The organism is Terrihalobacillus insolitus, from assembly GCF_028416575.1.
Taxonomy (GTDB): Bacteria; Bacillota; Bacilli; order Bacillales; family Amphibacillaceae; genus Terrihalobacillus; species Terrihalobacillus insolitus.
On the sequence record NZ_JAMQKB010000006.1, the window covers coordinates 43033 to 69536 of the forward strand.

23 protein-coding genes are annotated in these 26504 nt (G+C 37.3%); 5 read left to right on the top strand and 18 right to left on the bottom strand.

The window, feature by feature from the left end; all coding sequences use genetic code 11:
* Positions 1–719 precede the first annotated feature (719 nt).
* The 8 genes from NC797_RS07920 to helD form a co-directional block, all read right to left on the bottom strand.
* The gene (locus NC797_RS07920) at positions 720–1700 is read right to left on the bottom strand and encodes a ring-cleaving dioxygenase (protein ID WP_417168694.1); all 981 of its coding nucleotides are present in this window, start codon (positions 1698–1700) and stop codon (positions 720–722) included.
* 41 nt (positions 1701–1741) lie between these two features.
* On the bottom strand, positions 1742–1984 hold the full coding sequence (locus NC797_RS07925; protein ID WP_272436239.1) for an indolepyruvate ferredoxin oxidoreductase subunit alpha: 243 nt from the start codon (positions 1982–1984) through the stop codon (positions 1742–1744).
* A gap of 369 nt (positions 1985–2353) precedes the next feature.
* The gene (locus NC797_RS07930; protein ID WP_272436240.1) at positions 2354–3184 is read right to left on the bottom strand and encodes an aldo/keto reductase; all 831 of its coding nucleotides are present in this window, start codon (positions 3182–3184) and stop codon (positions 2354–2356) included.
* Positions 3185–3236: 52 nt separating this feature from the next.
* Positions 3237–4190: an ATP-grasp domain-containing protein gene (locus NC797_RS07935; protein WP_272436241.1), complete on the bottom strand. Its 954-nt coding sequence runs from the start codon at positions 4188–4190 to the stop codon at positions 3237–3239.
* The gene (locus NC797_RS07940) at positions 4187–5263 is read right to left on the bottom strand and encodes an LLM class flavin-dependent oxidoreductase (protein WP_272436242.1); all 1077 of its coding nucleotides are present in this window, start codon (positions 5261–5263) and stop codon (positions 4187–4189) included. Before NC797_RS07940 ends, NC797_RS07935 begins: the two co-directional genes overlap by 4 nt.
* Before the next feature lie 434 nt (positions 5264–5697).
* Positions 5698–6699: a DUF3231 family protein gene (locus NC797_RS07945; protein WP_272436243.1), complete on the bottom strand. Its 1002-nt coding sequence runs from the start codon at positions 6697–6699 to the stop codon at positions 5698–5700.
* Positions 6700–7049: 350 nt separating this feature from the next.
* Complete coding sequence (locus NC797_RS07950; RefSeq protein WP_272436244.1) at positions 7050–7406, bottom strand: DUF4433 domain-containing protein; 357 nt, start codon at positions 7404–7406, stop codon at positions 7050–7052.
* Positions 7407–7583: 177 nt separating this feature from the next.
* The gene (gene helD, locus NC797_RS07955; RefSeq protein WP_272436245.1) at positions 7584–9920 is read right to left on the bottom strand and encodes an RNA polymerase recycling motor HelD; all 2337 of its coding nucleotides are present in this window, start codon (positions 9918–9920) and stop codon (positions 7584–7586) included.
* 377 nt (positions 9921–10297) lie between these two features.
* On the opposite strand from helD, the gene NC797_RS07960 reads away from it, so the two are divergent.
* Both NC797_RS07960 and NC797_RS07965 read left to right on the top strand, forming a co-directional pair.
* Positions 10298–11794, top strand: a complete 1497-nt coding sequence (locus NC797_RS07960) for a BCCT family transporter (RefSeq protein ID WP_272436246.1) — start codon at positions 10298–10300, stop codon at positions 11792–11794.
* Positions 11795–11975: 181 nt separating this feature from the next.
* Entirely contained in the window at positions 11976–13208 is a 1233-nt protein-coding gene (locus NC797_RS07965; protein WP_272436247.1) for an MFS transporter, read from the top strand.
* 40 nt (positions 13209–13248) lie between these two features.
* On the opposite strand, the gene NC797_RS07970 is transcribed toward NC797_RS07965, so the two are convergent.
* The gene (locus tag NC797_RS07970) at positions 13249–14550 is read right to left on the bottom strand and encodes a purine/pyrimidine permease (RefSeq protein WP_272436248.1); all 1302 of its coding nucleotides are present in this window, start codon (positions 14548–14550) and stop codon (positions 13249–13251) included.
* A gap of 86 nt (positions 14551–14636) precedes the next feature.
* Positions 14637–15542: a DUF1002 domain-containing protein gene (locus NC797_RS07975; RefSeq protein ID WP_272436249.1), complete on the bottom strand. Its 906-nt coding sequence runs from the start codon at positions 15540–15542 to the stop codon at positions 14637–14639.
* 281 nt (positions 15543–15823) lie between these two features.
* Between NC797_RS07975 and NC797_RS18450 the strand changes: the two genes are divergently transcribed.
* Complete coding sequence (locus NC797_RS18450) at positions 15824–15976, top strand: Spo0E family sporulation regulatory protein-aspartic acid phosphatase (protein WP_417168695.1); 153 nt, start codon at positions 15824–15826, stop codon at positions 15974–15976.
* Positions 15977–16076: 100 nt separating this feature from the next.
* Here NC797_RS18450 and NC797_RS07980 read toward each other — a convergent pair whose 3' ends face one another.
* From NC797_RS07980 to NC797_RS08010, 7 genes are all read right to left on the bottom strand, one after another.
* Entirely contained in the window at positions 16077–16451 is a 375-nt protein-coding gene (locus NC797_RS07980) for a RidA family protein (RefSeq protein WP_272436250.1), read from the bottom strand.
* Between the two features lie 138 nt (positions 16452–16589).
* A complete protein-coding gene (locus NC797_RS07985; protein WP_272436251.1) occupies positions 16590–16934 on the bottom strand; it encodes a DUF2680 domain-containing protein in 345 nt (114 codons plus the stop codon).
* A gap of 345 nt (positions 16935–17279) precedes the next feature.
* On the bottom strand, positions 17280–18068 hold the full coding sequence (locus NC797_RS07990) for a C40 family peptidase (protein WP_272436252.1): 789 nt from the start codon (positions 18066–18068) through the stop codon (positions 17280–17282).
* 565 nt (positions 18069–18633) lie between these two features.
* On the bottom strand, positions 18634–19287 hold the full coding sequence (locus tag NC797_RS07995; protein WP_272436253.1) for an ABC transporter ATP-binding protein: 654 nt from the start codon (positions 19285–19287) through the stop codon (positions 18634–18636).
* A gap of 20 nt (positions 19288–19307) precedes the next feature.
* Positions 19308–20159, bottom strand: coding sequence for a hypothetical protein (locus tag NC797_RS08000; RefSeq protein WP_272436254.1), 852 nt, complete (start codon positions 20157–20159; stop codon positions 19308–19310).
* Positions 20146–20928: a hypothetical protein gene (locus tag NC797_RS08005; protein WP_272436255.1), complete on the bottom strand. Its 783-nt coding sequence runs from the start codon at positions 20926–20928 to the stop codon at positions 20146–20148. Before NC797_RS08005 ends, NC797_RS08000 begins: the two co-directional genes overlap by 14 nt.
* A complete protein-coding gene (locus NC797_RS08010) occupies positions 20929–22077 on the bottom strand; it encodes a hypothetical protein (protein WP_272436256.1) in 1149 nt (382 codons plus the stop codon).
* Positions 22078–22830: 753 nt separating this feature from the next.
* On the opposite strand from NC797_RS08010, the gene NC797_RS08015 reads away from it, so the two are divergent.
* Together NC797_RS08015 and NC797_RS08020 are read left to right on the top strand one after the other, a co-directional pair.
* Entirely contained in the window at positions 22831–23514 is a 684-nt protein-coding gene (locus tag NC797_RS08015; RefSeq protein ID WP_272436257.1) for a response regulator transcription factor, read from the top strand.
* Positions 23511–25295 (top strand): sensor histidine kinase, encoded by a 1785-nt coding sequence (locus NC797_RS08020; RefSeq protein ID WP_272436258.1) that lies wholly within the window; start codon positions 23511–23513, stop codon positions 25293–25295. The genes NC797_RS08015 and NC797_RS08020 overlap by 4 nt, the downstream gene beginning before the upstream one ends.
* 558 nt (positions 25296–25853) lie before the next feature.
* On the opposite strand, the gene NC797_RS08025 is transcribed toward NC797_RS08020, so the two are convergent.
* Entirely contained in the window at positions 25854–26486 is a 633-nt protein-coding gene (locus NC797_RS08025; protein WP_272436259.1) for a queuosine precursor transporter, read from the bottom strand.
* Positions 26487–26504: the final 18 nt, after the last annotated feature.

Sequence of the window (26504 nt, forward strand, 5' to 3'; positions counted from 1 at the left end):
CAACCAATTAATGATTACTCAACTTTTGCACCATAATTAGGCTTATAACCCTTGACATACCTTGAGGTAAACCAAACCAACTATGCTGCCTGTGCCTTAAATTCATCATCATGAAGAAATGTATTCTTCTACGATAAAAATACAACAGTTATAGGTAAGGGAAGTAATAATATTAACGACATACAAGAAAAGCAAGTCGTAAGATTATGGGTTTCACTTGTAGAAGGAAACAGATTAGCTATAAAAATAAAGGTAGTATCAAAGTAGAGTCAATAGTTTAATAAAGCTTTCAGTGGTCGGGGTCCTGCACCAACCACCGAAGCTAAGAAGTGACACGGGCGTCAAGGGCAGGCGGCTATGTGTGGCTTTATTAAGTTCTAACTAAAAAGTAGATCTGATTATGTCATAAATGGTATAAATGGTTCTATTTTATGGCTTTGTTGCAGGGGATCACCGGGAATGGCCGACAATTAAAAAGCAACTTTCCACCCATCAGTGGTTCGCCGTGATGTTACTGGCGAGGATGACAAAATTCATCACATCAGGGTCTCTGGTACTCCACAAACAGCCAATCACGATATTTACAAAAAGTTGTGGTTGAAGGATCCTTTAAAAAGAGGACACAGAATTATCGGAAAAATATTGCAGTGACCAAATAAAGCTTATAAATACCGATGCGACGGAATTTATAAGCTTTATTTTCGAAACTTAGAGCCTCATTAATATTCTTTTGAGAAATTTTTTGTACTTCTTACCGTATCAATAGGGCGAACGGATTGTTCAATTTGTTCCCGTTTTGATTCTAAAAATGGAGGTAAGGATAATTTTTCTCCTAGCGTTTCATAAGGTTCATCCCCCAAAAATCCTGGTCCATCTGTTGCAAGCTCAAATAAGATTTGTGGTGCAACTCTTGTGTATAATGATTTAAAGAAAAATCGGTCCACGTATCCAGACGTTTGGAATCCGAAGCTTTGCATCCTTTGATCCCATTCATCTAATTCAACACGGTCTTCAATACGGAATGCTGTATGATGGACCGTACCAAAACCTTGACGAGCTTCAGGAATAACGGCATTGTGCTCCACAATGACCTGTGCTCCATTTCCACCTTCACCGACTTCAAATAAATGGAATGATCCTTCTTTATCTATTTCTTTAAACAATAGTACTTTTTCCATCATTTCTTTAAAATAAGCAAATTCCGCAATGCGAACAAAAATTGGCCCTAAACCAGTAATCGCATATTCTGTTGGGACTGGACCATTTCTCCAAGGAATACCTGATTCAACACCTTTATTGTACTCATCTGAGATTAATTGGTATTTTTGATCATCAAAATCAACGAAGGAAAGGGTCTTTTTCCCAAATTGTTCTTTAACCCCTGTGTGCTTTATCTCCAGTCGATCAAAACGTTTTACCCAATAATCAAGTGCCTCATCACTTGGCACACGAAATGATGTTTTTGAAATCTCGTTTGTGCCATGAACGCCTTTTGGAATGCCTGGAAAATCAAAGAAAGTCATATCTGTACCTGGGTTGCCTGTCTCATCAGCAAAAAACAAATGATACGTTTGGATATCATCTTGATTGACAGTTTTTTTCACTAGACGCATGCCTAATACATAGGTGAAAAATTCATAGTTCTTTTCTGCGCTACTCGTAATGGCTGTAACGTGGTGTATTCCTTTTAATTCGTTCACTTTACATTCCTCCAACTGAGCCATATGTGTGTTATTTGTAGTTAATGGGCGTTTTCAAAAAATTTCTCTGCCTTTTCTAAATAGGTCTCTTGATCAGGTGTCAAATCATATTCCTCCTCAATTGCATCCACAGGGCACACTGACTTGCATGCACCGCAATCAATACAAATGTCTGGATCTATATAAAATTGATCAGGGCCTTCTACGATACAATCGACTGGACAGACTGTTACGCATTCAGCCGCTTTTTCATTTTGGCAAGGACTTGTGATAACAAAAGCCATACATCATTACTCCTTTATGAGGTTGTTCAAAAAGTCACCAAATGATAAGCGGCGCATCTCGGGCCCACACGATGTGGGTCATGCAGGCGTTGCCACAGGACGTGGCGGTCTTAGCCTGTATTCCTTAAATGGCTTGTTTTTCCGTTACTCACGTATTAAAAGCATACGCTCCGTTACTCAAAACAGCGCCGCCTCGACCTGCTTGCTTCTAATTCGTCGACTTTTTCAACACGTACTTTATGTTGTTTCTTATACCCGATTAAATACCATATTATTTGTCGGTGCAAGGGATGTGCTTTTCAAACGATAAAGAAAGCTACCGAGATGATCTCGGTAGCTTTCCATTTAAATAAGCGTTTGGACACGCACTTAAAATAGAAATTCGTCTGGGTTTGGTCCTACCCGCTCATCCTTGTTCAAACGATCGATACGTGCCATGTCCTCTTTTGTCAATTCAAAATCAAAGACAGAGGCGTTTTCAACGATCCGGTGTTCTTTTATTGATTTCGGAATGGTCACCACTTCATTTTGTAAATCCCAGCGAATGATAACTTGTGCAGGAGATTTTCCGTATTGATTTGCTATCTCTTTTATTACAGGTTCATCTAAGAGCTGCCCTTGTTTTAAAGGTGACCACGCTTCAAGCTGGATTTCTTCTTTTTTGCAATAGGCATGAAGCTCTTTTTGGGCTAGGTGTGGGTGATATTCTACTTGGTTTACCATCGGCTTGATTTCTGCATCTTCAATCAAATCTTCTAAGTGGTGAACGTGAAAGTTGCTAACTCCAATGGCACGGATTTTGCCTTCTTTATATAGTTGTTCAAGTGCTTTCCATGTTTGCTTGTATTTATCTTTACCCGGCCAATGAATGAGATAGAGATCAAGGTAGTCCAGCCCAAGCTTAGTGAGGCTTGTTTCAAAGGCTTTCAATGTTGCATCATAGCCTTGATCATCGTTCCATACCTTAGATGTAACAAATAGTTCCTTGCGACTGATCCCTGATTCTTTGATTGCCTGCCCAACACCTTCCTCATTTTTGTAAACAGCAGCTGTATCAATACTAATATAGCCATGTTTAAGGGCTGCTTTTACAGATTGGATCACTTCCTGACCATCTTCTACTTTAAAAACACCTAATCCTAGCCTTGGCATTTCAACGCCATTATGTAATGTTGTGGTAGACTTTAATCCGTTTGTCATGACGACATTCCTCCTCTTTTTTTATTATACAAAAGATGCTTCCGCATGAGAATTAGTCTGTTTCGGTTGTTGTTACTTTCTTCAACTCTTCCCCTAGAAATCTCGCTACTTCCAGCATGCCGTATTTTCCTGCGTGCTTTTCTGCATCCGCATTGTAATTCGTATTTGTGTTAACATCATACGTGTAGACTTGCCCTTGGTCGTTTCGGATGAATTCTATTCCTGCTATCTTAATGTTGTTATGGCTGAGGAAAGCTTCGTAGCTTTGAATAAGATGTTCATCTACTTGATCGGTCACTTGAAACTTTGGCTTTTCTGGAACTTCCTCTCCAACTCGGCAATACAAATCATCTATTTGACAAGCGTCAGCTGGACATAGCTCAAAACCATCAGAGGTATCTACCTTAACTGCATAAACAAACTTGCCGTCAACAAACTCGCACCGAGTAATAAAAGGTTCTGGAGCCTGGATATATTCCTGTATTAATGTAATCCCATCAACTGGTAGCTCGAAGTCTGGACTTTCAACATACTGACGCAGTGTTTCAATGGAGTGGAATAATTGAACCCCTAGACCCTTCCCTGCCCGATTATGCTTCGTAATAAAGGAAGACACACCTATTTTTGCAGCCGCTTCTATTATTTGTTCTTTTCCAACAGCTGCAATCGTTTTTGGAGTTCGAACCCCTTGCTGATTTAATGCCATATATTGATTTATTTTACTTACTTCTAATCGGAGTGCATGACTTCCATTTACAACAAGGCGGCCATGTCTTTCTAGCCAGGATAACACTCCCTCCGTTAATTCAGGTGCAAATCGATGATCTCTCGTATGCGAAGAAGCACTAATTCTATTATAAAAAACACCGTCAGGCGGAGCCTCACTAAGGTCAATCGTTCCTTGGTCGAGAAACCACTCCTCATATGGCAGACCGAGCTCCTCCAATCGTTTCGTTAAATGCACCGTCCATTCCGTATTTTCGTGTAGCACATAGATTTTACTCACAGTACTTTCCCCTCTTTCTCTTTATCATGGATCCGCTTATTTCTTTTTTCTTCCACTAAAGGCATAACATCCTCTGAAAAGCGCTTCATTTCAGCAAGCTGTGGTGAAAACTGGAGTAACAACAAGTCTAATCCAGCCTGTTCATAGTTCAGAATTTGATCTGCTATTTGGGATGGTGTACCTATAAGGTTAGGACGCAAGCCTCGATTGGAAACAGAGTAATCATTCAGCTTCACTTGTTGCTCCAGCTGTGATTTACTGACAAAATCTTTATATCCAACATATCCACTTGTATCTTTTACATCTGTTATTCGTTTCCATTCCTCCAAAGCTTCTTCCTCTGTGTCACGACAAATCACATATGCCGCCATGCCGAATGATTGAAACGGAGATTTTCCTGCTTGCTTGCGCCGATTTTTCATATCTGCGACTTTCACTTCTATTTCCTCCACAGTTCCACCATGCATTACATATGCATCACAGGAATGAACAATCGTATCCTTGCCACGTTCACTCTCTCCACCAGCATATAAAATTGGATTTGGTCGTTGAACAGGCTTAGGCTGTAAATGCGCGTTCTTTACCGTATAATATTTACCGTCATATGTGAATGTGTCCTCAGACCACATCCCCTTCATTACATCTAGAAATTCCTTGGTACGATCATACCGCTCATCATGGGCTGTAAAAATACCGCCGTATTGACGTGCCTCTTCCTCCCACCATGCTGAAACAACATTAAGTGTGAATCTTCCATTACTAATATGATCAATATTTGCCGCCATTTTTGCTGTAACAGCAGGGTTGTGGAAGCCTGGTCTTACAGCAGCCATTATTTCTATTTTTTCCGTTACAGCTGCAAGTGCAGCTGCGGTTGACCATGCTTCTAAGGAGTCATGCTCCACACCTTTTATGTCATTTAAATATAGCTCGGCAATGAGTGTCGTATCAAAACCCCACTGTTCTGCTGACTGTAAGACTTCTTTTGCATAGTCAAATGTTGGTGGCATTTGCTCATTATCCACATTTCTTAGCCAGCCTCCAAAAATCGGCAACCAAAATCCATAGTTCATGTATGTTATCTCCCCTTGATATGAATAATCCATATTTTAAATACACATAAATCATATCAGATAACTAGGAATTTGTTCAATGGATTTGCGCATAAATTTTTGGTTCGGTACACGAGCTGCATGGCTTTAAAAAGAACTTTTTCATAGTGGTAGCGAACTCGTTTCAGCAAGCTAAAACATCTGATTGGAAGTTCCCACCTACGCTTCGCTTAGAGGTGGGGGTCTAAAACCCTAAAACCATTTTAAAATTAATGTTGTTATGGCTCAGGAAAGCTTCGTAGCTTTGAATCATCTACTTGATCGGTCACTTGAAACTTAGCCATAGTTGTTTCTTATCTTGTATAGAGTAGGATGAGGTAACGTATTCCTTCCAATCCTTTAACAGCTAGTTCAGCGTAGTCCTTACGCTAGGCGCGACTGCCCGTCGCACTTCATTATTCTTTTGTTGAAAGTTTATCGCGGTCAACCGCTTCTGGTGGTTGTTCCATCCATCCATGGTCAATCATAATGTTAGCACCATCTTCAACGTATAACGAAACATCCAATAAGCATCGCGCATACAAAGCTCCAATATCCCTTCTTCCATTAAGCGATGCTCCATTTGCATATTCTCTAATTTTCATTGAGAACATATCAATTTTATGAAAGACCATGAGTTTGTCTGAGAATGGTGGTGTAGTAGAAGTAGTTACCAAATGGTCTATCAATGAAGGTGATGGTAAATTATCCTCTGTTAATTTATTTGACAGCTTTTCAATATGCTTTTTATTGATAGCTTCCCCACGTTCTAAAAAGTTCCTCACTTGTTTATGTCTTACTCCTTGCCTAAAACCAATAATCAATGCCTTACTTGTTATGTCGTTGTTTAAATTATCAAAAAGATGAGCAATTTCTAAGCCGTGAAGGGGTCTAACTTCTCCAAGATAACCGTGCAAGAAACTCTGTTTTTTAACGAAATCAACTTCTTTAGGAGTAGAAATAATTGGTGCATTCATTAACTTACCTTTTGCTTTTAAGACATCTTGTACATCTACGATTAACTTAACACTATCATTTAAACAACGTACAAAGAAATCTTTGATATCTTTCCTCGTAACAATCGGTATAGCCGCACTATAAATACTTACTCCTGCTTTTCCAATGTATTGTAAGTAATATAGGTAAAAGTCATCTTTATATAATCTTGGTGCCTCAACATTGACATCATCATCTGTAAATCCAACTGGTATTGGGAAATTTGCATGTTTGAAAATCGATTTTATTTCTTCCATATAAGTCTCCGTTAGCCTTAAAGCATATTTTAAAATTTTTTCTATATCTGTATCTTGTACATGGTTTAAATAATAGCTAATGACACATTTGCCCATCGAATTTCCTGCATATGCTGCCCAGATCTTTCCCATTTCCGCTGAGGTTAAATTTGATTTACTAGTCATCTTTTTATAATACCCTCCTTCGAATAGGTATTGTTATATTTTATACAATACAAATAACAAGTCGTAGTTCATCAGGAAATTATTCGATAGTGAAGTCTACGATACATTTTTTGTAAAAATATGTAAATGTTTCTGTTTAAGTAATACGTCCAATAAATATATCTATTGGATTTGGACTTACCTTTGAAAAGGATAAGCACGATTGTAACAATGAATATACTCAAAAAGTATTTACGCATTATTTTCCTCCCTCCATAAAGTTCCTTTTTTTATATTGCCCTATAAGGAAGCAATTATTTATATATTTCTGGCATTACCAGCAACATACAACGCATTTATCATTATGATTTCTAGATAGCATTTGCGATGGGGAGAAATGAATTATTACCGAAGAAGAAAGCTACCACTAGCTTAGGTAAATAATATCGTTTTTGAGTTCGGTTAAACCCTTCCACATTGTTTTGTTTAATGGAATATAGCATCGGTGACCGTGGAGCAAAATAAAAAGGAACGTAATCATGAAACATTCCATATGGCGGCAATGGAATGGGTGTGGTGGAACGCCGAGCCTGAATGCTTTGGTGGGCGATATCAGTATATGAAATTTCTTTTTCTGTGACTTGTGCATAAGCCTCCAAGCCTCCTCTTTCTAAAATCGAAGGGAGATTACGATAATCTGTAATATGGTATAGTAGTTTAGGTTCCATACATCCACTTCCAAGTCCAGTCGAATTCATTTCAAATTTTATATCCTTGATTTCTTTTAAAAAAATTATACCATTTTACCAACTTTTAGACATAATGTTGCGTCAATTTGGAATAGGCAAGTGTAACACTAAACAGAAAAAACGCATGCCGTAGACATGCGTTTCCAATTTAAAATGTCATTGCTTTTTTTCATATTTATCTGGATCTACTACTTGTATAAATAGGCTTGGCTCACCAATTGCAAACAAGGAAAGCTCATGCATAGCCCTTGTACATGCCGTATAAAATAAATTTCGTTCTAATTCCTCCCCGTAATTGTGTTTTGAAGCATCATAAAGGATGACTGCATCAAATTCAATTCCTTTAGCTAAATAAGCAGGGAGGATTAACAGTCCTTTTTGAAACGTATAAGTTTCTACCGTAAGTAATTGTACGGGTAGCTTGTCTTTTAAGTCTTGGTAGATTTGTTGACATTCTTTCATCGACTTTCCAATGATCGCAATCGTTTGGTAGCCTTTTTCCTGATACCCTTGCACCACTTCAACCATTCGTTCTTGTTTTTTCTCTATAGATTCAAACTGGTAAAGAACAGGCTTATCACCATCCCGATTAAACGCTTCAATGTCTTGCCCTCCCGCAATTAAATCCTTCGTAAATTCTACGATCGGTTTAGTGGATCGATAACTTCTGGTCAACGTAATTAATTCGTGTTGATCCTCAAGGCCTCCGGACAGAAGGGTGTCTTCACTGAGGGCATGTGCATAAATGGCTTGATTATAGTCCCCTAAAAGTGTAAACCTTGCACGGGGGAAAATTAATTTAAGATACGCGAACTGAAAAGCTGAATAATCCTGTGCTTCATCGATAAACACATGGCTCATTGTTTTGTTGACATGACTACCAATTAATTGATCAAAAAAATACAAATAGGCTGTTGCATCCTCCCATGGAAGTTCATTGTTCAATAGGTGTGCCTTCGTATTTTCCTTCAAAAACAACCAATTTTCTGGCATCGACCCTTCTACCATGTTTTGCTCATTCCAATTGTCTAACAACTGAATAAACGTAGCTTTGATGTCGACAAATCTTAACTGCATTACTTTTCGCTTAAGTGGTTTAAACTTTCTTTCCACCAGTCTTTTCTTTAGCAGCTCCTCTTCTCTTGAAAAATCGTCAAATGTATCCTCATTAAATCGATATCCTTTTTGAAGCTCTTGGTGGACATTTAAAAATTCCTCTTTATCTAAATATCCTACCTCTTCTGTAACCCATGCCTTCTCTCTTTCTTCCTGTTCCCGCTCATTTAAGCTATTTCGTACCCATTCAGCAACGTGTTCCATCCGAGTCGGAACGCTTTGTCGAGCATCCAAGCGATAGAAATATGCCGCAATATCTGTTTTAGATATAAGGACTTCTCCACGGAAAGTTATGTTCTTAAACTGTAATCCTTGTTTTGATAAATGTTGAATAAACTGATCCATTAATTTTCGATAAGAAAGTCCTGCTTTATACGTAACTCCCTCAATACGACTTTGGTAATGATCGTCTTTTTTTGCAGTAAGAAAATACTCCATCTGATCAAAAGGGGATTCGATCTTCAACTGAGATCCTAAACGGTGATGTAAATAATCATACAAAGTGCCTTGGCGCATGTTCTCCTCCCCAAGTTCAGGAAGTACGGTCGCAACATAACTGTTGAATAACGGATTAGGAGAAAACAACAGAACATTTTCAGCCGTAATTGTTTCTCGATAACGATATAAAAGGTAAGCAACGCGTTGCAATGCCGCAGAAGTTTTCCCACTTCCTGCAACCCCTTGTACAATTAGTAGTTTGCTTTTTTCATTACGAATAATTTGATTTTGTTCGCGTTGAATCGTTGCCACAATACTTTTCATTGTTGCAGTTGCATTGTCACCAAGCACTCTTTGTAATAGGTGATCCCCGATCGTAACTCCCGTATCAAACATGCCTTTTAGTTCACCTTGCCGAATAATGAATTGACGTTTAAGCTTCACTTCGCCTTCGATTGTTCCTTCAACTGTTTCGTATTTTGCAGGTCCTGGTGGGTAGTCGTAGTAGAGACTTGAGATAGGTGCTCTCCAATCGTAAACGAAAAAATCATCCTCCTCCTGATCCATCAGCGCTCCAATGCCTATGTATATTTTTTCAGGCTTCTTCTCATTCTGATCTAGAAAATCAATTCGGCCAAAATATGGTGAATCCTTCAAGCGGTGTAAGGTTTTTATCTGTTTGCTAACCTGACCATGGTTTCTTTCTCGCTCGGACAAAAGCTCAGCTTGTTGTTTCAAACTGGCTTGAGTCTCGATCACGTCGTCTGGCTCATCGATGTTAACCGTTACATCCTCCCAAAAATTTTTCCTTAGGTCAATAACACGATCCTTCAGCCCACCTACCCGCTCTTGTAAAAACCCTAATTTGATCTTTATTTCACTCAAAACACGTGTTAAATACGCCTGCTCCTCTTTACGATTCTCATTTTCATTATCCATTTTGGCATACCTCCTATATCCTCTTAAACATGGATGAATATGTTGTATTTCCTTATTTATCTAGTGAATGCATACTATACCATACTTTATCGCACAACATCGATTATTTTTCACGCAAATGGATGCACTCATACTAAAAGGAATATGAATAAATGTATGAATGAATAGCAGAATGAATGCATCCATCTATTCGTTAGTCATGATTCTCATCTGCTACTCATAGTTATATATACATAGAATGGGACAACCATCGTTGTAATGCCTTACGACGGACAGGGAGCAGTATTGTCGTGGGGACGTTGCCATAAGAAGTTTTCGATCCCGACCCGCTTCTAATCAACTTTTTGTATACTCTTGTAGGTAAGGAGTGTTATAACTTGAAAAAAAACCGACTAGATTGGCCATCGTTTCTACTTTGCATTATCTTTTTAACTGCGATGAGCCTATCGATTTTTTTATTTCCAAACGAAGCAGCAAAATGGTTGGCAGCCACGCATGACACATTAATTGAACAGGTTGGAATTGTCTATTTATGGGTCGGGTTTCTATCATTAATTTTTTTAGTCTGGGTTGCAGCTAGCAGGTATGGAAAAATTAAACTTGGCCCAAAAAACTACCGACCAACCTTCTCAACATTTAGTTGGATTGCCATGTTGTTCTGTGCAGGAATTGGATCCGGTGTCATCTATTGGGGTACGATTGAATGGGCATACTATTACTTGGGCCCTCCTTTTTCTTTAACACAAGGATCCGTACGGGCAATCGAGTGGAGTGTTGCATATGGCATGTTCCACACTGGACCAACTGCTTGGGCAATCTATACATTACCAGCACTTCCGATTGCATATCTTTACCACGTCAAAAGGCGACCTGTTCTAAAAATTAGTGAAGCGTGTCGACCTGTATTAAACAAATACGCTGACGGTTTCGTAGGCAAAATAATTGATCTCTTATTTATGTTAGGACTGTTAGGTGCATCAGGAACCACACTCGGCTTAAGTATACCGATGATTGCGGCCGGAATTCACAAAATTACTGGGATCGAACACACATATTGGCTTGACTTACTCATTTTACTCTTATGCACGTTGATTTTCTCTATTAGCGTCTATTCCGGCTTAGAAAAAGGAATAAAAAAACTAAGCGATATCAATGTGTACTTAGCGATTACCCTTCTTCTTGTTGTTTTATTGCTCGGTCCTACGATCTTTATATTAGAAATGTCCACAAATAGTATTGGACTCATTACACAGCACTTTCTCTATTTGAATACGTGGATCGATCCAATCGGACAATCAGGGTTTCCTGAAAAGTGGACCTTATTTTACTGGGCATGGTGGATCGTATACGCTCCATTTATCGGGTTATTTATTGCGAAAATTTCAAAAGGTAGAACCATTCGAGAAATGATCGTCGGAACCGTTCTATTCGGATCATTTGGCTGTTGGTTATTTTTTATGATTTTAGGAAACTTTAGCTTATACCTAGAGCTGAATGATATTGTCCCAGTGACCGCAATCGTTCAGCAGTTTGGTGCACCTGAGGCAATTGTAACGGTTATTGATACGTTACCATTTGGAAGTTTAATGGTCTTCCTTTTTGTCATATTATCGATCATTTTTCTGTCTACAACCTTTGACACTTCTTCGTACATGCTCGCTGCCGTAACCCAAAAGGAAGTGCACGGTGATCCTGTTCGTTGGAATCGACTATTTTGGGCGTTCGCTCTAGCATTGCCACCAACTGCCTTGATGTTTATCGGCGGTTTGGAGTCCTTGCAAACAGTAACGATCATTGCAGCGCTTCCTTCCGTAGTGATCTTATTTTTACTTGCCCTTTCCTTTATGAGGCTCGTACGTGAGGATAAGGATTAATGTGTAACCACCCCACGACATCATGGGGTGGTTGCTGATGTTTGATCAACTTCCTTGTTTTATGTTCAAGAGGTTGTTACATGATTTACCAAATGATCCATATCCCTTTCATCTTATCAGCATCTTCGTTAAAATATATTTAGAGTAACGAAATATCTTCCGAAAGAAGTGACGTTTCCTTATGGATCAAGAAAATACCGCTAAAAGAAATGTGGCAATCATGTGGTTTGCCAATTTTTTTATTGCGGGAAGCATCACGATGGTATTGCCCTTTTTATCTTTATATATTGAGACGTTTGGATCATTTTCAGATAAATATGTACAAAACTGGTCTGGTTGGGCCTTTGCGGTCACATTTGTAGCTGCTTTCATTTGCTCTCCAATTTGGGGTCGTATTGGTGATAAATATGGACGAAAAAGAATTCTCATTATTTCTGCATTTGGATTAGGACTATCTGTATTCTTAATGGGTTTTGTCACCAATGTGTGGCAGCTTTTTTTTCTACGACTATTTATGGGCGTATTCACTGGGTTTATCTCAATGTCACAAGCCCTTATTTCCACACAAACGCCTAAAAATATAGCTGGACGCGTACTCGGCACATTACAAACAGGTAGCATAACCGGTAGCTTGATGGGACCCCTTTTCGGTGGAATGATTGCAGACTCAATTGGATACGCAACGACATTTCAGTGGACTTCTATTGCACTCTTTTTATCTGCACTCATCGTGTGGATCGGTATTCGAGAGTACAAAATGGAAACAGATGATGAAGAGCAATCAAGCTATACAAGTAAAGAAGTGCTTCTTCATATTATACGTCAACCCGTTTTGCTAATGGTCATGCTTGTCTCGATGTTTGTTCAAATTGCACATTTCAGTATCCAACCCATTCTTTCCCTGTATGTGAGCGAGCTTCACGGTACAGCAAATATCGCTTTATTTTCAGGGTTTGCCTTCTCCGCTGCTGGACTAGGAAATTTAATGATGGCTCGCAGATGGGGGCGGTTAGCTGATCGGATCGGGTATGTAAAAATACTCATCATCCTTTTGATCGGCGCAGCGATTGTGTATTTCCCTGGAGCATATGTGACAAACATTTGGCAGCTCATTGTGTTACGGTTTCTTTTAGGAGTTTCAATAGGAGGAATTATTCCGGTTCGAACTGCCTATATACGGCAGGAAGCACCCATTGCTATGCAAGGAGAGGTTCTCGGTTATAACACAAGCATTCGATTTTTTGGCAATATGATTGGGCCTGTCTTGGGCGGATTGTTATCTGGTTACTTCGGGATTTCTGCTGTCTTTTTCGTTACGAGCTCTTTGCTTTTCATTAGCGGAATTGCGCTCTGGAGCAGTTTATATCGTCATCGTCAACAAGAAACTGTGAAACATTCCCATTCCAGTGCATAAAATGACGATTGTTAAAAAAGCATGGTTCCTAGCTCAGGAATCATGCTTTTTCTTTACTGTATTTATCTTGTTTCCAAAATTGTTCTAATAAAATGACGAGAATCGTGCCGATGAGCAGGCCATTACTTGCTAGATTCCGAGCAAAAGGCGGAAACGAAACGAATGCCTCTGCAGGCAGAAACATTGTCCCAATCCCAATAAGATATGAAATTCCGATAATCGTTAGTCTTCTATTATCCAACTCTTCACTCATAATATTGCTAAGTCCAAGCCCCATCAGCTGTACAAAGGTAGCAAGTAGTGCTCCATTTGCGATTGGACCAGGGATCGTTGAAATCCAGCCAACGATTTGTGGGAAAAACGCAACCGACATGTAAAGAATGGAAGCATACATGAAAGGCGCCTTTCTTTTTTGACCTGTCAAGTTGATGAAACCAGAAGTGGAGGCAAGCGGTACATTTGCAACCGCAGAGAACATCCCCGAAAGCCCGTGAGTAACCCCTAAGAAAGCACTTCCTCGGTTGATCTGATCATTTGTATAGGTTGGTTTCCCTTTAGTCGATTGATTAATAGCTAAAATGGATGCTACAACATTTGATAATAGAATCACGGCCGTTAGGAATGCAATTGGTATCATACGGACGTCCAAGATTGGAGCCCCCCAATCGAGCCATTGAGGTGGAGCAAAAAGAGGTGCTGCCGCTCTTTCAGTTGAACCAACGAATAAAACATACGACACCCATCCTATTACAATTCCTAGTAAAACGGCATAGCTACTTAACCAACCGCGTCCAAACGTGGATAAACCAAGCACTAGAAAAAACGTAACAAAAGCAAGGACTGCTTCCGTAAGATGGATCGCTTCCACTTGTTGCTGTATCCCCAACATCCCTTTCAAAAATGTCCCACTAAGCTGTACGGTTAAGAGAAATAAAAAAGAACCCGTTACTAATGGCGTAAATAACCTCATTAATCGATTCGCAATTTTCAATAGGCCAAATAACACTAAAAAAAGTCCCGTAAATAGCATAGTAGATTCAAGGGTTCTTAATGTAAGCATAGAATCTGCACCTTGTTGCGCTCCCGCTGCAGCCATTACTGCAAAAATGCTAATCCATAGTCCAGCAGGCCCCTCTACGATCGGTAACCGGTGTCCAAGCCATCCTTGCAAAAATGAGGTTAATCCAACAACAAATATCGTCCGTTGCATTAGTCCAGCTATTTCTGATATATTAAACCCAAACATGGAGCCGATCACAATTGGTATAGCAACGGAACTTGCTAATATAAATATGAACCACTGTGCTGTTTCAAATATCGTTGTTGAACTATTTCTTTTCATATACCAAAACTCCTGACGATCATGGCAGTATCCCTTACTAAGCGAAAGGACTACTTATAATAGTACTAATATAATAGCATGTGTGCTTAAAATAATCCTTTTAAAAAACTTACTACATTATTAACAAAATCCGCCACACCTTGCCAAAATCCTTTGTTATCTATCACTTTATCAATCTTATTTTTTATATCTACTGTTATATCTTCTAATTGTTGACCGACATTATCAAAGTTAATATCAAGTGAACGAATTTTATCAAATAGATCAATGAGAAGCTTTTTATCTTGCTCATTTAAGGAAATGTTTAAACCTTGTAATTGTTCCGTGACAATTTTTTCAACCTCTTCACGTGTAGCTGGGTTTTGCTTTGCGATTGCCTTCTTGATTTCTGTTAATAGTTCACTAGCTTTTTCTTTGTCCAATCCAGCTTGGTCTGCCAATTTTGTTGCAATATTTAATTCTTCATTTGCTACTTCCATACGATCCTTGTTCAATGTCTCTCCACTAACTTCATATGCTTTATAGATTCCAGTTAATGCAGAATGACCACTGACCTTTACAGGGGATGCTACCTCAACTAAGGCATTTTCCACACCTGCCGTTATTAGGGCATTCGCATACATTTCGCTTGTCACCTCTGTTATGTTATCCGCAGAAATGATATTGATAACAAGTCCTTCACCTTGTTCCTTCCTTACAATCTTTGCTGATGAGAACATTCGCGAGTTGGGGTTTGATCCCTCAATATACTTAACCAAGTCTTCAGCAGTTACAGTTATTTCCTCTACTGCCTCTGGATCATCAACTTCTAACAATTTTCTAACTTGATTCTTCTGTTCCGTTGTCAACGTCTCTCCATATACGACGATCGGAACACCGAATTTTTCATTAACGCTAGGTGCCGTTGCATCATCTGAATCAGCAAAAGCACTGTTCTCAAACTGAAAAGTGAGCACTAAAAGCATACTGATAAATAGTATACATCTTTTCATTGTCATTTCCTCCCATTACCATTTGGTTATCAAAGTTCTATTTCCATCTAATACTTCTAACAACTTCCTATGTGACGAACGTGTCATTTTTAAATACCTCATTTGATATTATTATGCTTCGTTCCGATAAATATGGAAATAAGTTTTTTTAATATATTAGACAAACGAACAAACGTTTGGTAAAATGGTATTCATCAACATTTTGTTAAAAAAGAAAGCATAGTTCCTCCAGAGTCCAAAAGTCAAAGTTGAAATGAGGTTAAATCACCATGATTGTGAAGATGGAAAATAAAATCGAGGCATTGAGACTGAAACTTTACGAGGCATATCAAAAAGATCCCGACAGTAAAGAAGTTCTAATCATTTCGCAATCCCTTGATCGCGCTTTAAACCAACTGGATAACCTTTTGGGAAAGTCAAAAAGTTCGTCATAACAATCTGTATTTTATCTTATCATCCATGAGACAATGGCAGTATGGACTTATTCCAATCAATTATCTCATGGATGAAATGAAAGCTGTTCAAGCAATTATGTTATTTAGTTGCAATCGCATCTATTTCAATTTCAACATCTTTCGGGAGGCGACTAACCTCAACAGTAGCTCTTGCAGGATACGGAGTAGTTAAAAATTGTTTATATAAATCATTTACAACCGGAAAATTATCCATCGATTTTAAATAAATCGTGAATTTCACAACATTGGCAAAGGATCGATTTGCTTCCTTAAGTATTGCCTCTAGGTTTTTCATCACTTGATCCGTCTGGTTCTCAATTCCTTCTACTATCTCATTCGTTTCAGGATTTATCGCAATTTGACCAGAGATAAATAATAAGTCACCAGCTTCTATCGCTTGTGAATACGGCCCAATTGCCTTTGGTGCTTGGTTTGTTTCAATTGCTTTTGACATAATGTATCAACCTTTCTTTCTAACTAAATTTAACTTTCACCTTATCATTTCTCCATTTATTCTTAATTCCCTTTATTTACAAGGGAAGAAATGATAAAACACAAAAGACCCCATCCTTTCTAGAATGGAGTCATCATTTTATTTTGGCATTTTTTTATCGTGTTTCCCATGTTCCTTATGTTTATTTAATGGAAGAAAATTATTTTCTTTGAGCTTTTGATAATATTTATCAAGGTGTTTTTTTATCATTTCACCCTTTTCCTTACTATAGACGCCGTATTCAACATAGCGGTTTACAATCCCTTTCTTTTTATTAATCAATCCTTCATACAAAATCGCTAGCTGCTTTTGTTGTTGATCGTCCAATTTAACTTCTTTCGGCTTTTGCACATCTTCTTTTGCTTGGATATTCATTGGCCCTAACCCTGACAGTGGTGTAATAAAAAACGCAGCCGCTAGTAGCATGGTCACTATTTTTTTCATCTTGGTAAAACCCCTTTCTTTATTTATTACTATTTTTTGCTTTTTAATAGCGGCTATACATATTTTTAACATTGGAAAACAAATTTCTAAAAATCATTTTTATGCGGGTGAAAGGATTGCCGCTTCAACAACAGTGAACTTTCTTTTGCAAGTGGGGCGTAGTTCTATTTCAAGTATAAAAAAAGGAACCTGCACTCTGCCGTGACCAGAGTTAAGGCTCCTTACCGAGCGAACTCGTTTCAGCAAGCTGAAACATCGGGGAATCAGATGGAGTCTCGACTCCACCTGATTGGAAGTTCCCACCTACGCTTCGCTTAGAGGTGGGGGTCTAAAACCCTAAAACCATTAAAGATTAATTTTGAAACCAACTTGAGGATGCTCATAGAGTATCTCAAAGTCACTGTTCTTTTTTAAATTCGTATATAAATCCTCTGGGGCGAACCAAAGATAATCATTTTCAAACCTATAATTAGCTCCATAGTAGTAACATATCCATACTAATTTTGAACAGTAAATATGCTCCCACCTATCTTCGAGTGAGGTATTTAATGAAAAAGAAAACACAGGCTTGTTTATTCCTTGTTGTAAATTTTGTTCATATTGGGCAAGGTATTCTCTACCGTATTGCGCAGCTTTTAATCCTAATTCTGGTGATCTCGGTCTAAACTGAGCATGTGCTGGATGCTTCTCCAGGAACTGTTCGATAGAATCCATTAATATAGCTGGATGACCACCAGGAGATTCAATCAAATTTTGCTCATCCACAACAATTGCAGAATGACCCATATACCCTGTTGTTGTTTCATTTAAGTTATCACTTGCCACAAGAATATCTCCCGCTCGAAATGTTCGTTGGCGCGAAGTACTGCCCTGTTTATTCCACTTACTATAATCATAACTAATAAAACCGTATTGTTCAGCTAATGTTTTCCATTTCCCGTTTTCTGGATAATGGGTAACAACTGTTAGCATGTGCTTTCCAGGTGTGAACCAAGCTTTGTTTAGACGATATTGATCCCCAATAAATATAGTTGCAACAAGCCTTTGGTCGACATAACAATAAAACGGATAATTTGTTTCTTTTTCAACGAGAAACCAGTAATCATCTTGTTTCACTTTAAAGTATGTTCTCACATGTATCACCGTCCCGATGTAGTCTATTCAATGGACGTGACACATGTGATTATTATGTCTAGTTTTAAGAAAAAAAGCGTGTCATCGGATTTCCAAAATAAACTAATTCCGATGTGGTCTCAGAGGCCCTTATTCTCAGTAAAAGGCATGTTTTCATTGGTTAAGCGGACTCACAGGACGCTATTTGCGCTAAACGGGCTGTTTATATGGCTAGGCACCCCTTAATTCGGACACATACTTTAAATTGCTCACTTTATCTTAAAATTACATCTTATTGTGTGTACAGAGGAAATTACTCCCCTCTAATTATCCAAATTTTTTTGACAACCAGATGATTGGACACAGAGACTCGTCACGTATAATTCTCCATGGAAACAAGCTTCCTTTAATCGTCTTGTGCATAAATAACAAACTATATTTGTCTTCTCCAACCAATTTAGATTGACAGACTTCCCAACCTGCTCCAAAATTCAAGGCCATTGCATCAATTACTAATCTACCACTCTATTGTTTGATGATATTTTAGTATTGATCGATTGTTCCCACTCTAAACTGTTACGAAACATTACTTTTGTTTTTGTATGGAGTTAATAATGTGTCCGTGATCCAACTCATGGACTGTGTCACATAGGATTGCAATATCCTCTTTCCCATGGCTTGCAAGTATAATTGTTTTTCCTTGATCTTTAAGTCCCAGAAGCAGCTTTCGCATATCTTCAACGCCCTGATTATCTAATCCATTCATAGGTTCATCCAGTATAAGGATATCCGGCTCTTCCATCAGAGCTTGGGCAAGTCCGAGACGTTGCCTCATCCCTAAAGAATATTTCCCAACATGCTTTTTACTTTTGGGATCTAGTCCTACTTTTTCAATAACGGCAACTATCTGTTCTTTTGAAATTTTATTTTTGATAGCAGCTAGAAATTTTAAATTAGTATAACCGTTGTAATTAGGAAGAAATCCTGGGGCTTCAATAATGATCCCTACATTATTAGGGACATCACAATCTTTTCCCATTTGTTTGTCATTTACCTTAATAATTCCTGTTGAAGGAATGACAAAACCACATATACACTTTAATAACATCGTCTTGCCTGATCCGTTTCTGCCTATTAAGCCATGTATTTTATCTTTCTCAAGTGTAAGGGAAATTCCATCTAAAACTGTTGTTTCTCCAAATTTTTTGGATAAGTTTTGGATCTCAATAGCATTCTGCATCTTTATTAATCCTCTCTTCCTTAAATTGGTGGTAAAACATTGATAGATTGTTTACGATTTGAACTGATAGCTAATATGATCAAGATCACAATAAGTAGTGCAAAACCAAAATATATATAGGTTATAGAAGGCATTTGGGTGGTACCGTCTATATCAATACGATTAAGGTTACTCCAAGAAATCGGAGAATAACGGTATAATTCAGGTCTATTATTAACTGCTGCTTCTAAAACTAGAAAAAACGATGCCGTTAATATGCCGAAAATCCTCGTATTAGTAAGTGAGTTCATCACATAGATGATAAGCCCCAAAAAAACACCAGCTAGCCATGAAAGCATTAAAGAAAACCACATGGCTTGAAGAGGAGTAAAGTAATATAGAGTATTGGATGGGATGATCGTTTTTAACCCTACAACAACGGAAGCATTTGTATTTGCAAGTGTTCCAAGTACCTTCCCCCATTCTGATGTAAACTGAATACTAGAAAAGTTTATAACGATCGTCAGGAATATCAAAAAGATAAAATAAATAGCGGTAGAGACAAAAATATAGCCTATTTGGCCAACACTCCAAGGAATTCGACCGCTTCTTGCAATAACATAAGGCTGATTATCGTCAATAAATGGCGCATCACTAAATAGTAATATCAATGGAAAAAAGAAAAGTAACTTAATGAATTTCTGGGTAAAAAGAAAAGGAAACAGCCATGGAGAAACATTGATATTAATATCATTTGCAAAATCAATGATTTCCTTTGTGAAATTTTGGGTCAAAATAATAAGCAGGATGGCTACAATCCAGACTCGATAATTTGATGTCCATTTACGTAAATTCTGATAACAAACATATCTCGCTGTATTAAACAACTTCATTACGAATCCGCCTCCTCACCTGATAACTAAAGAGCATACCTGCTAAAACTGAAAATAATATAAATATAAAAATAAAGTAAGTGAAACTAACAAGCGCGCCCTGTTGAATAACATTTGCACTTCTGGTTAGTAAATAAAGGTTTAACCATTTTGGTAGAGACATTGTAAGTTCTTCCAGGATGTAACTCGCAATCACTGGTGCAGCTACTGCAACGAAGTGAATTGGAATGAATGCGGAGATAGTCAGACCTACCACTGTCCATAAAGCAGCTGCCAAACTAAATACAAAAATTTTAGCTAATAAATAAAGAATTGGGAGATCTAAGGCTAGTGGTCCAAAAGGCGGAAAGATTGACGTATCCAAGTTTTCATATGAGATCAAAGGCATTTTAAACGCTAAAATGGTAATGAAAATGATTAATCCGATGAACACAGTTAAAAATCCACTCAAAAAACAAGTGAAAACCTTTGACCAAACGTACTTATTTAGCCCGGTTCTTATCACTACTGGTTTGATGTATTGAAATTTCCAGTCACTACAAAAGCTCGCTGCATAGGGAAGGGCAGCAAATAAGACAACAAGCTTTTTTAACATAGTTAAACCAACAAAAATATCTAAACTATAGGAAACCGTTAAGCCCACCTCAGATGCAGAAATTCTCTCCCAAATACTTATAAAACTCAATCCAGTGACCCCAATGATTGAGAGGTAAAAAGCTGGTGAGGAAAACACTTGCAAAGAAGACATTGTAAAAGCTCGTCTTTTCATTTAACGTTCACCTCCGTTACGTAACTCATTACCAGTTAACGCATTGATCAATATAGTAAAGTTTTGAGAAGACTGGAACGTTCCGCCCTTCTTATCATTAACGGTAATATCTTGCTTGGCTGAAAAGACCCAAGCTGGTATCAGCTTGAACTCTATAGACTGATCATTAGATACTGTGGGAACGTATTCTAATGCTATTTTGTTTATTACGATTGGATCTGTTATTAATGTGTTTTTATATTTGTTTTTAACTTTTTCAAGAGCGGTTTCTAAGGGAATAGGGGTAATATTTTCTTTGAGTGTTCCCTCTATTTCATAAATACCCTGTACTGTTAGAGAAATTAATCCATCCTTATTAACAACCCCCATTATACGACTCCCAACTGCATTCATTTGATTTCCAGCATTATAATACCCTTTGTTTGTAATATTTGTTTTGTCAAGAACAACAGGAAAAATCACGACATACGCTTCATCCTCTTTTTCAAATTTTAACGGTTGGCTACCGTCCTTTGTTTCATAGTCTTCCCATTGACTTTCTAGTGTTTTGTAATCTAGTGCAATCACTTCAGGAGTTCCTAACTGTTGGATTTTGATTTCGTTTAAAACGGCCTTTACTTGATCAACTGCAAAATTTTTATCAATAGTTCCTAAGTTTGTTTCTGTGAAAACATCCTTTAAATCGGGTCGAATAAAGTAAGTAGACCCGCTTATGACATTGTCATATTCACGGTCTTTAAAATAAGGAGTTCTGAATCTCAGCGAACCTAATTGAATAGTTAAATATGATCCATCAGAGAATTCAAGGTACTTATCTTTATATTCAGGAAATAGTACATTTTTAATTTCATCTTTTCTAACTATTGTCCTGTCTTTTAAAAAAGTGTTAATAATTTTGTCTTCGTTAAATTTTTTTAAAGAAATAGAGTTCGTTTTTAAATTATTAGTGTCAACCGCGGTAATATCGGCTTTAATTGTTAAGTTTTCATCTAATTCTTGATTAATAGAGTCAGGTGTAGAGACATCAGATTTATCTTTATTCACTTTTTCCGATGAAGAATCTATTTGTTCACCACCATTTGGGAAACTGCAAGCACTAAGTACAAATAGAAAATAAACGCCCAACAATAAAGCCAGTATTTTACGCATCTGTAAACCTCCTAAATTTTAAAAAATATAGATAGAAAGAATAGGCCGATGCAGGTAATCGGCCTATTCCTTTTAAAGTAGAGAAAGGAAACTAGGTATTATGAATACCAATATCCTTCAGCATATACACTGTATCTATCAGTGTCAGATTCTAGGTATAAATTCTTTTCAGCAGGAGCATACGTAGAGTAACTCTCTACTATTCTTGATGCATTATCCGGAGTTACTCTAATGTACCCAGTATAAGAAGTTGCACTAGTGCTCGCATAACCCCTTACATTATAGAAAAATAGATCACTATCTATAATGTTGTGATTTGTCGTATAAATATATGTGGCCTGTTCATTATCGTCTTTTGGATTAGGTGCGGAATATGCTACTCCACTGTTTTCATCAGGACTTACACTAAATGAAAAGCCTTTATTGGCTGCAAATGCAGAAGGAGTTAATATTGAAAAAACAAAGGCTCCAATTAATAAGCTAGAGATTAATTTCTTTTTCCTTGTACCTCTCTCCTTGTTAAATAGAATTTATATAGAATCTGTCAGTGACCTGCATGATAGATTACTATCTTTTTTTAGTTCCATCGTTTAGAATTCTATAAATGGAATGGTTAACTAGCATTACTTTTCAAAATGTTTTCATTAACATTTGGTATGATATTATTATAAAAAAGAGTTCAAAAGATAAAATAAAAATAGTATAAAGATAAAATAAAGATTTTATGATTTAAAGATAAGGTGGTGAAATAACATGGCGGAAACGGTAATGATCGTAGAAGATGAAGATATTTTAAGAGAAATAGAAAAGGATTATTTTTTATCAGAAAGATTTAATGTGTTGGAAGCCCAGGATGGCGAAGAAGCATTAGCATTATTTGATGAAAATAACGTTAATTTAATCATTTTAGATATTATGATTCCCGGTGTTGACGGGTGGTCTGTGTGCCGAAGGATTAGAAAAAAATCAAATTGTCCGATCATTATTCTGACAGCCCGAACGGATGAGGACGATACATTGTTAGGATTTGAACTGGGTGCGGATGATTATGTGACAAAGCCCTACAGTCCGCCAATCCTATTAGCAAGAGCGAAGCGATTACTAGATAGCAACCGACAATCAACGCCACAGTTAAATGAGAACTCCTTTTCAATTAATGGAATTACCATTCATATCCCTTCACGCTTGGTTAAAATAAATGAAGAAATGATTCACTTAACTCACACAGAATTTGAAATCTTGGTTTTCTTGATAAAGAATAAAGGTAGGGTAATTACACGCGAACAGTTAATCACCTCGATTTGGGGATATGATTTTGCTGGAGATGACAGGACTATTAACACACATATTCGGAACCTGCGAATCAAGCTGGGTTCAAAATCGTATATGATTAAAACAATTGTACGAACAGGATACAAATTTGAGGAAACAATATGAGAATTGGGCTATCTTTAAAATTATTTTTACTTACCACAGCATTATGTACCTTTATTCTTGCTACCATTTTTATCGGACAAATGCTCTTTTTTAATGGGTTTTATGTAGAAAGAAAAACAAATGATATAAAGATTAGTATGGAAACATTTCAAAAAGATTACCTCAAAAATAGCAGTGATGTAAAAGAAAGAATAAAATTGAAGGATAAGTTTTATAATGATTATAATTCATGGATCACCGTCGTGGATGCTAATGGAAATATTAAGGGTGAAAATGATTTTAATATCGAAGTGAATATAAATAATTCAAAAGTACCCAATTCGAAAAATGAATCCACTCCTAAAAATGTCGTGGTTGTTCCACTGTTTAATTTAATGAACATTAACACGATTTGGAACAACACCTCTTTGTTGAAAGAAGACATGTCTGTTAAAATAGTCGGATTAAAACGAGGTCAAAAAATAATTCCAGTTGAAATTAGCTCATCTTTCCCTGAACCCATCCAGAATGACGAACTTCAAAAATCGCTCAACAGTGATCTTTATTCATTTATAGGAGATATTACTAATGTAACTATTCCCAATTTCGGCACTGTTTCCAAGTCTCTTACGACTAACGATTTATTTTTAAATAAAATAAGAGAGTTTCAATCTGAATTGTTAACAAATCAACTACCGTCTGCTAGCTCAAGTGAAGACTCTGGCTTAATGGTGAGGAATTTTGAAAATAACGAGATCGAATACACATTACTTATTCAACCTTTTAAAACTGCGAATGGATCAACTGATTATATAATCTCAATGACTTCCTTGCAGCCGCTTAGTGAAGCGATTAACATGATGAAGGACTATTATGTATACATTGTCATATTTGTATTCATCCTTATTTTATTGGCTTCATTCTATTATTCAAGAAAGATTGCAAAGCCATTGTTACAAATAAACAAGACTACTAAAAAAATCACCAATTTAGATTTTACCGAAAAGCTACCGATTACTTCCAAGGATGAAATCGGAGAAATTTCAGAGAATATTAATGCCCTTTCAGATACGTTACAATCATATATAGCCAAATTAATGCATGATATTGAAAAAGAGCGACAGTTAGAAAGTACTAGAAAACAATTTATCTCTGGTGTTTCTCATGAATTAAAAACACCGTTAAGTGTGATGCAAAGCTGCATTTCTATTTTAAGAGATGGGGTGGCGAGACATAAAAGAGATTATTATTTTGTCTCCATGGAAAAAGAAGTGAAAAAAATGAACCGATTAATCGTTGATATGTTAGAACTGGCAAAGCTGGAATCAGGAACATACAAAATGAAAATGGAATCATTTTACATTAATGAGATGATTGCGTATTTATGTAATACCCAGTCTGTTGAAATGGAAAAAAGACATTTGAAGCTCAGTTTGAAGCTGTTGCCGTTAAAGGTTGTGGCTAATGAATTAAAGATTGAACAAGTTCTGACCAATTTCATTACGAATGCGATTAGTCATACTCCGGAAGAGGGAGAAATTATTATTTCGGTGACAGAGGAAAAAGAAAGAGTAAGAATAGCGATAGAGAATACGGGAGTCTCAATCCCGACAGAAGATTTGGATAAAGTATGGGGACGTTTTTATAGCCATGACCCGTCGCGAAAGCGTAAGCAAAGTGGAACAGGCTTAGGGTTGGCAATCTCCAAAAATATTCTAGAATTACATCAAGCTAAATACGGCGTTCAAAACACTCAAACTGGCGTCCTGTTCTACTTTTATTTAATTAAAAGCCATTCCTAATTAACAATATAACAATATGGTTGCACCGTGAAAATGATTGTTTGTCCTTATAAAAGATGAAAAGTTCAATGTTTTCGAATACCCATGAGTTACTGAAAGGGAGAAATGATCAAACTATTTTATAAAAATTGTAAACTACTCACAAATAATGAATCCTTTTTGATCAATCTTTATTTAAAGCTAAATAAGGACCTCTCTGTCCGCTAAAAATTCGATGCGGACTCAGAGGCCCTTATTCTCAGTAAAAGGCATGTTTTCATTGGTTAAGCGGACTCACAGGACGCTATTTGCTCTAAACTGGCTTGTTATGGCCGGCTTTTCGGCAATTAACGGCCTCTCAGTCCGCTAAACCCGCCAATTCTACGTTTTTTTGCCAAATAGCGGCTTCTCAGTCCGCTAAAATTTCGATGCGGACTCAGAGGCCCTTATTTTCTGAAAAAAGACTGGTTTCCATGGTTTAGCGCTCACAGGACTACACCCCGCACCTTTTTTCCATCACAAAGAAAGTACTCCCAAGGATAATTGAACCCACTATGCAAACGAGCACCTTTTTCAAGCTTATTTTTCAACAGATACTAAATCAGAGTGTTTGCTTTGACGTTTAGAGAGGTTCACTAGTAGATAAACAATAGGTGTATCCACCACAGCCACTATAAATTTGAAGGCATACTGTGTGACAATCATCCCTAAAAGCGCTGTTGTAGGAAGGGTTCCATAAAAAGCAATTGAAATAAAGATAGTCGTATCGATCAGCTGACTAGACATAGTTGATAGATTATTTCGAACCCATAGCTTCTTTTCCCCATGCATTTGTTTTAAACGATGAAAAAGAAAAACATCAAGATTTTGACTAACGAAATAGGATATTAAGCTAGCTAGCATGACACGAAAGCTCCCACCTAGAATCGTTTTAAAAGCCTCTTGTGATGCAAAGAATGGTGCTGCTGGTAAATTAATAGCAATTACAATAAATGCCATTACGACAATTTGTGTGACAAATCCTGCTTGAACCGTCTGTTGAGCTGCTTTCTTACCGTATACTTCACCGATCACATCGGTAATAAGGTACGTAATCACATACACAATTACTGCAGCTGGTAATACGTATGAACCAATACTAAATAATTTGACTCCTAAAATATTAGATACTATTAACAATCCTACAAATAATGCATTTAAATAAACAAACATGGTTGCCTCTCCTTTTTA

Excerpts from the sequence above, each read along its gene's own strand:
- NC797_RS07925 (WP_272436239.1), bottom strand. The coding sequence starts at position 1,984 with ATGGCTTTTGTTATCACAAGTCCTTGCCAAAATGAAAAAGCGGCTGAA.
- NC797_RS07930 (WP_272436240.1), bottom strand. The coding sequence starts at position 3,184 with ATGACAAACGGATTAAAGTCTACCACAACATTACATAATGGCGTTGAA.
- NC797_RS07940 (WP_272436242.1), bottom strand. The coding sequence starts at position 5,263 with ATGAACTATGGATTTTGGTTGCCGATTTTTGGAGGCTGGCTAAGAAAT.
- NC797_RS07945 (WP_272436243.1), bottom strand. The coding sequence starts at position 6,699 with ATGACTAGTAAATCAAATTTAACCTCAGCGGAAATGGGAAAGATCTGG.
- NC797_RS07950 (WP_272436244.1), bottom strand. The coding sequence starts at position 7,406 with ATGGAACCTAAACTACTATACCATATTACAGATTATCGTAATCTCCCT.
- helD (WP_272436245.1), bottom strand. The coding sequence starts at position 9,920 with ATGGATAATGAAAATGAGAATCGTAAAGAGGAGCAGGCGTATTTAACA.
- NC797_RS07965 (WP_272436247.1), top strand. The coding sequence starts at position 11,976 with ATGGATCAAGAAAATACCGCTAAAAGAAATGTGGCAATCATGTGGTTT.
- NC797_RS07970 (WP_272436248.1), bottom strand. The coding sequence starts at position 14,550 with ATGAAAAGAAATAGTTCAACAACGATATTTGAAACAGCACAGTGGTTC.
- NC797_RS07975 (WP_272436249.1), bottom strand. The coding sequence starts at position 15,542 with ATGAAAAGATGTATACTATTTATCAGTATGCTTTTAGTGCTCACTTTT.
- NC797_RS18450 (WP_417168695.1), top strand. The coding sequence starts at position 15,824 with ATGGAAAATAAAATCGAGGCATTGAGACTGAAACTTTACGAGGCATAT.
- NC797_RS07980 (WP_272436250.1), bottom strand. The coding sequence starts at position 16,451 with ATGTCAAAAGCAATTGAAACAAACCAAGCACCAAAGGCAATTGGGCCG.
- NC797_RS07985 (WP_272436251.1), bottom strand. The coding sequence starts at position 16,934 with ATGAAAAAAATAGTGACCATGCTACTAGCGGCTGCGTTTTTTATTACA.
- NC797_RS07995 (WP_272436253.1), bottom strand. The coding sequence starts at position 19,287 with ATGCAGAATGCTATTGAGATCCAAAACTTATCCAAAAAATTTGGAGAA.
- NC797_RS08000 (WP_272436254.1), bottom strand. The coding sequence starts at position 20,159 with ATGAAGTTGTTTAATACAGCGAGATATGTTTGTTATCAGAATTTACGT.
- NC797_RS08005 (WP_272436255.1), bottom strand. The coding sequence starts at position 20,928 with ATGAAAAGACGAGCTTTTACAATGTCTTCTTTGCAAGTGTTTTCCTCA.
- NC797_RS08010 (WP_272436256.1), bottom strand. The coding sequence starts at position 22,077 with ATGCGTAAAATACTGGCTTTATTGTTGGGCGTTTATTTTCTATTTGTA.
- NC797_RS08015 (WP_272436257.1), top strand. The coding sequence starts at position 22,831 with ATGGCGGAAACGGTAATGATCGTAGAAGATGAAGATATTTTAAGAGAA.
- NC797_RS08020 (WP_272436258.1), top strand. The coding sequence starts at position 23,511 with ATGAGAATTGGGCTATCTTTAAAATTATTTTTACTTACCACAGCATTA.
- NC797_RS08025 (WP_272436259.1), bottom strand. The coding sequence starts at position 26,486 with ATGTTTGTTTATTTAAATGCATTATTTGTAGGATTGTTAATAGTATCT.